Origin of the sequence: Klebsiella sp. A-Nf5, from assembly GCF_002810545.1 — a bacterium.
Classification (GTDB): domain Bacteria; phylum Pseudomonadota; class Gammaproteobacteria; order Enterobacterales; family Enterobacteriaceae; genus Klebsiella; species Klebsiella variicola.
Genome location: NZ_PIOG01000239.1, coordinates 1 through 1,319 on the forward strand (window position 1 = coordinate 1; position 1,319 = coordinate 1,319).

At 38.9% G+C, this 1,319-nt stretch carries 2 protein-coding genes; both read right to left on the reverse strand.

Annotation, left to right across the window (positions count from 1 at the left end; translation table 11 throughout):
• Positions 1 to 674, reverse strand: a 674-nt coding sequence (locus CWM53_RS23010; RefSeq protein WP_133124382.1) for a class I SAM-dependent methyltransferase, incomplete at its 3' end; no start/stop codon positions are given.
• A 13-nt stretch (positions 675 to 687) separates the two neighbouring features.
• The coding region (locus CWM53_RS23015) for a Wzt carbohydrate-binding domain-containing protein (RefSeq protein WP_206062634.1) at positions 688 to 1,319 on the reverse strand (632 nt) is incomplete at its 5' end.

The window sequence follows — 1,319 nt, forward strand, 5'->3', positions numbered from 1 at the left end:
GTAATTAACTCACCTAGGCGTGAAAATGCCTCTCTAATGAGGGCAGGCTCACCAAAAGAAGCCAACTTTTCATAAAGAGCTTGGCTTTTTTTGCCTACAAAAAGCACACCCAGGCCATATGAATGCAAAAATTCAAAAGATGGATACTGTTGTTGAAGTTCATCCCAAAGCTGCCATACACCAAATCCTCGTTCACGGACATTGGTGTCATGGAACAGGACAACCGCATCATCTGCTAATTTTGATTTCCAGGATTCAAAGTCATGTTTAACAGCTTCATAGGTATGTAAGCCGTCGATATGCAATAAATTAACGCTACCTGCAGAAAAATATTCGTTCGCCTGATCAAAGGTCATGCGCATTAAATTTGAAAATGCAGAGAAATACTGCTGATTCCATGCACTTACATCTCTGAAAACATCTTCACTGTAGCTACCAGCATGCTCATCCCCCTGCCACGTATCAACAGCATAGCATTTGGAACCGGTATTATTTTCCAGGACAGCCTGGCAGATTGCAAAATATGAATTTCCTGAATGCGTACCTAATTCAACAATAGTACCCGGTTTCATTTCCTCAACAAGCCAACTGACAAAGGGGATATGGCCGCACCAGCCAAATGGGAAAGTCAGTTTTCTAGGTCTGGAAAGCATTGATTTATTAATCATAGTCATAAAATAATTACTCTTAATTCACCGAGATACTAATATTTTTCATTGGAATACCGACTAGCCCAGTCACCGTACTGGAAGAATGCGATTTAAAAATTACCGCATCATGTATCCAGTGATGTTGGATATGTTCTTGCTGACTACCTTCAGCTACTGCGACGCAAATACTATATTCACCGACTGGAAGTATAGGCATGTTAAACTCGAAAATGCTATCCATATTGTCATTAGGTTGCATACTGAGTGGTGTATCCATATAAGAAAGGTATGTGTTATCACCAAATAACGTTTGTCCAAGTCGGTCTTTTATATAGAAACCGATTATTGGGCTAAACATACTTTTCAAGCATTTAACACTTATTCTAAGCTTAACTTCTTCCCCACCAACTACCCATGATAAAGGTTCACCGTTTTGATCCTCTAGCCTTACACTATAGATCTCTGCGCCATTCTCACCAAACTGTTTACTTTCATCATTAAAAGAAAACAGTTCTATATCATTACGTAAATTACTAGCATTAATAAAACTAGTACGCATATCTTTATAAGCTACAACCTCGGTAACATCCTTGTTTTGACGCTTGACGGATACATTCCTGTTACTCTGTTTAAATAATGCAGCAAGATAAGCTTCCGAAACATCTTTCG